Raw genomic sequence first — 4,056 nt, 5'->3', positions numbered from 1 at the left:
GCCTGGAACACCTGGTCGATCGCCCGCGACTGGCCCTCCGCCTTCAGGATCTCCGCCGCGCGCTCGCCCTCCGCGCGCAGCACGGCGGCCTGCTTGTCGCCCTCGGCGGTCAGGATCTGCGACTGCCGCTGCCCCTCCGCGGTGAGGATCGCGGCGCGCTTGTCCCGCTCGGCGCGCATCTGCTTCTCCATCGCGTCCTTGATGGTGCGCGGCGGGTCGATGGCCTTGATCTCCACCCGGTTGACCCGCAGGCCCCACTTGCCGGTGGCGTCGTCGAGCACGCCCCGCAACTGGCTGTTGATGGTGTCGCGGGAGGTCAGCGTGCTCTCCAGGTCCATCGAGCCGACCACGTTGCGCAGCGTGGTGACCGTCAGCTGCTCCACCGCCTGCAGGTAGCTGGCGATCTCGTAGAACGCCGCCCGCGGGTCGGTGACCTGGAAGTAGAGCACCGTGTCGATCTCCACCACGAGGTTGTCCTCGGTGATGACCGGCTGCGGCTGGAACGACACCACCTGCTCGCGCAGGTCGATCGGCGGGTGGACCCGGTCGATGAACGGGATCACCACGTTCAGGCCCGGTTGCAGCGTGCGCTGGAAGCGGCCCAGCCGTTCCACGTTGCGGGCCCGCGCCTGCGGCACGATCCGCACCGCGCTCAACACGACCAGCACCACCAGCAGCGCGATGACCACGGCCACGATCACTGAAGCTTCCACGACCCACTCCCCGGGTAGACGAACGCGGTGCTGCCGCTGATCCGCAGGACCTCCACGGTGACCCCCTCGGGGATCACGAGGGCGTCGTCGAACGGCCGCGCCGTCCACTCCTCCCCCGCGATCCGCACCCGGCCACCGTCGCGCGACACCTCGCGCAGCACGGGACCGGACTCGCCCACCAGCGCGTCGACGCCGAACCGGGCGGACGCGGCTCCGCGCCGGTGGCGCCGGGCGAGCGGGCGCAGCAGCACCAGGGCCAGGACCGAAGCGAGGGCGAACACCGCGAACTGCGCCGCGGCGGGAAGGCCGACCGCGGCGGCCCCCGCGGCGAGCAGCGCGGCCCCGCCGAGGACGCCCAGTGCGCCGGTGAGGGTGAGCACCTCTACCGCCCCGAGCAACAAGGCCACCAACGACCACGCGAGCCAAGCGTCCACGCAACACCTCCTCCACGACCGGGAGCACCCTCGACTTCATGCCCTTGACCTGCTTCTATGTTCTCCCGAACGGAGCCGGGCGACAACGCGCGAACCCGGCCGCCCCGGAGCCGGTCCGGTTGCCGGTTCCCGGCAACCGGGGCAGGTCACGACACCGCGACCTCCGGCCAGCCGAGCAGCTTGGCCCCGAGCACCGCGACGTGCAGCGACAACGCCTGCGACGGGTCGTCCACCGAATAGCCGGTCAGCTCCTTGACGCGGTGCAGGCGGTAGGTGACCGTCCGGACGCCCACCTGCAACTCCCGCGCGCAGGCCGTCGTCACCTGACCGGCGGTGAAGTAGGCCGACAGCGTGTCCAGCAGCGGACCGGGCCCTCCCCGCACCCCGCGCAGGGGTTCCAGCACCACCGACACCAAATCGGCCAGCGCGGCGCTGTCGCGCAGCAGGACCTGGTAGACCAGCAGGTCCCCGGCCCGGTGCACCCGTCCCGGCAGCGCCAGGCGCTCGGCGATGTCCAGTGCGTACCTGGCCTGCTCGAAGGAACGCACCGCCCCACCCGGTCCCGACTGGGCGCGACCGATGCCGACCCACCACGTCGAGTCGCCGCCCAGGGCCGCGGTCACCTGACGCGTGAACTCGTCGAGGACGCCGGCCATCGTGTCCGGGACGACGCAGACCAGCAGGCCGGCCTTGGTGGTGATGAGGACGTCACGTGAATCCAGGCGCAGGTGCAGGGAGGTCTCCACCGCCCTGGCCAGCTCGCCGCCGTCGACCACCGGCTCCGGGCAGCGCACCGCCGCCACGACGTTGCTGCCCGCCAACCGCAACCCGAACCGCTCCGCCCGCTCGGCCAACTGCCCCAGGTTGCGCCCGTCGAGCAGGTCGTCGACGAACTCCCGGCGGAACGACTCCTCCTGGCGCACCGACCAGCGCTGCGCCTTCTCGTAGCCCTCCGCCACCGCCATGACCGCCGCGTCGGCCGCCTTGAACACCGCCTCCCCCAGGTCGCGGAGCACGTCGGGGTCCTTCGCCCGCCGCACACCGGAGAGCAGCGGCCAGGCCAGCCACGTGGCGCTCAGGTACATGTCGACCACGCCCCGCAGGGGCACGCCCTGCGCGGCCGCCCGGGCGCCGACGTCGTGGCGGACCCTCAGCCGGTCCGGACCGAACGGGCGACCGGACGCGCTGACCTCGTCCAGGTCGGCGAGGTAGCCGTCGAGGAGTTCGGCGGGCACGCCGTGCGCCTGCCGGCTCGCCCGGCCGGCCACACCGGCCCACAGGTCCGCGGTGTCGTCCCGCACAGGTCCCGACCTCCTGGCTCGTGCCACGTGTCCCACTTCCGCAGTCGTCGGTCGAGGTCGTCGCAACGGGCGGTGCGCGCCCAGGCGGGTGTTCACGGCTCCTCCGCGAGCACTGTCCTCTCCAAGGGCGGCACCGGCACCTCGCGTCCGGTGGACCGCACGTGACGCGCCCCGGACTCCTCGGCCCCGACGTCCTCGAAGCGCTTGATCAGCCACCCGCGCACCGCGGGGTGACGAGCCGACCTCGCCACCCACCGCGGTGGGGAGGGCGGCACCGAGCCCGCCGACGGGGCACGGGGGCGGTCACGACCGGTCGCTCCGCGACAGGCGACGACGTGCACGGCCACGGGTGGCCTCCGTTCCCGGACGACAGCGGATCCCTCGCCGACCAGGCTTCCCGGCACACCGGTGGCCATCGTAGTGCCCCGACGCGCGCAGGAGCCGCTTTGCCCGTCCAGGGGGACGGCACGCCTGCGGTGTCCCACCCGGTCGGGCCGCGGTGCTTGCCGGTACCCGGCAGCCAACCGGCCCCGTCGTCCGCCGGTTCCTCCCCTGGTCGCGCACCGCCGGTCGGGGTGACCATGTCGGGGAGGAGGCGGCATGGGTTGGTGGGGCACGGTGGCGGCCACCGCCCTGGCCGTGGGCCTGCTCGGCATCGGGTACGCCGGGCGGCACCGGTGCCGGGCGCAGTTGCTCCGCCACCGCGAGGACCACTCCGGGCAGCGCGCCGTCCACGCCGCGGTCCCCACGGAGCGCACCACGATGAACGAGCACGAACGGCGCCGACTCCGCGCCATCGAGCAGCAGCTGGAGGACGAGGACCCCGAGTTCGCCGAGCGACTCCGCGCCCTCGACCGCCCCGACCACCGGCAGGCCGCCGGTCGACTCACCTGCGTGGTCGTGTTCGGGCTCGTGCTGGCGCTGATCGGTGTCCTGGCCGATCCGGCGCTGGTGGTCATCGGCGTCCTGATCGCCGCGCCCGCGTGGGGCGTCCGGCTGCTGCTGCCGACCTCGCCACGACCACATCCCGCGCCCGGACCGGACGACGACCCACCACCCGGCTGCGGCCGGGGCGCACCGGTGTGACCCCGCGGACGACGAGGAGTCCTCCGTCCGGAGCCGGTTCCCGTCGGGGAGGGCGGTGACCGCCCTCGATGACGGGTCGCGCTCCCGCCGGTTTGGCCGTGGCACGCCCGACTCGGTAACGTGAAGTCGTCGAACCCGCGCTCCACGCGGGCGACTGGTGTGCCGGGAAGCCTGGTCGGCGTCCGTGACCGACCGTCCCCTGGAGCCGCCCGTGACCGCCCCCACCGCGGCTCGCACCCGAGGCCGCCCGGCCACGACCGGCCGCTTCCGCCCCGAACTCCAGGGGCTGCGCGGCGTCGCGGCGGCCCTGGTGGTCGTCTACCACGTCTGGTTCGGCCGCGTGTCGGGTGGCGTGGACGTGTTCTTCCTGCTCTCCGGGTTCCTGGTGACCGGGCAACTGCTGCGCGCGGCGACGGGCGACGGCATCGCGTTCCGGCCGCTGGTGTGCGCGGCAGCGCACGCGTAGGATCACGTCCTCGCAGAGCTTAAACACCCCCTGGCATAAGTCGACTCTCTGACAGG

The 4,056-nt window shown here is 73.5% G+C and carries 4 protein-coding genes and 1 pseudogene; 2 read left to right on the top strand and 3 right to left on the bottom strand.

What is annotated here, in order from left to right; genetic code table 11:
- The 3 genes from ACFV4N_RS40740 to ACFV4N_RS40730 form a co-directional block, all read right to left on the bottom strand.
- Nucleotides 1–713 (bottom strand): SPFH domain-containing protein (locus ACFV4N_RS40740; RefSeq protein WP_499678039.1); only part of this gene is annotated, 713 nt, incomplete at its 3' end.
- Nucleotides 698–1,147: an NfeD family protein gene (locus ACFV4N_RS40735; protein ID WP_499678038.1), complete on the bottom strand. Its 450-nt coding sequence runs from the start codon at nucleotides 1,145–1,147 to the stop codon at nucleotides 698–700. The genes ACFV4N_RS40740 and ACFV4N_RS40735, both read right to left, overlap by 16 nt.
- A 146-nt stretch (nucleotides 1,148–1,293) precedes the next feature.
- Entirely contained in the window at nucleotides 1,294–2,448 is a 1,155-nt protein-coding gene (locus tag ACFV4N_RS40730) for a PucR family transcriptional regulator (protein WP_499678037.1), read from the bottom strand.
- A 600-nt stretch (nucleotides 2,449–3,048) separates the two neighbouring features.
- On the opposite strand from ACFV4N_RS40730, the gene ACFV4N_RS40725 reads away from it, so the two are divergent.
- Both ACFV4N_RS40725 and ACFV4N_RS40720 read left to right on the top strand, forming a co-directional pair.
- Nucleotides 3,049–3,534 carry a DUF3040 domain-containing protein gene (locus ACFV4N_RS40725; RefSeq protein ID WP_499678036.1) on the top strand — a complete coding sequence of 162 codons (486 nt, stop codon included), beginning with the start codon at nucleotides 3,049–3,051 and terminating at the stop codon, nucleotides 3,532–3,534.
- 211 nt (nucleotides 3,535–3,745) lie between these two features.
- A pseudogene (locus ACFV4N_RS40720) lies at nucleotides 3,746–3,976 on the top strand (acyltransferase family protein); the annotation flags it as partial.
- Nucleotides 3,977–4,056 lie beyond the last annotated feature (80 nt).

Origin of the sequence: Actinosynnema sp. NPDC059797, from assembly GCF_042732085.1 — a bacterium.
Classification (GTDB): Bacteria; Actinomycetota; Actinomycetes; order Mycobacteriales; family Pseudonocardiaceae; genus Actinosynnema.
The sequence above is the reverse complement of the archived record's forward strand: the minus strand, read 5'-3'. Positions and strand labels throughout refer to the sequence as shown.

Coding starts and splice junctions, on each gene's coding strand:
- ACFV4N_RS40725 (WP_499678036.1), top strand. CDS start 3,049: ATGGGTTGGTGGGGCACGGTGGCGGCCACCGCCCTGGCCGTGGGCCTG.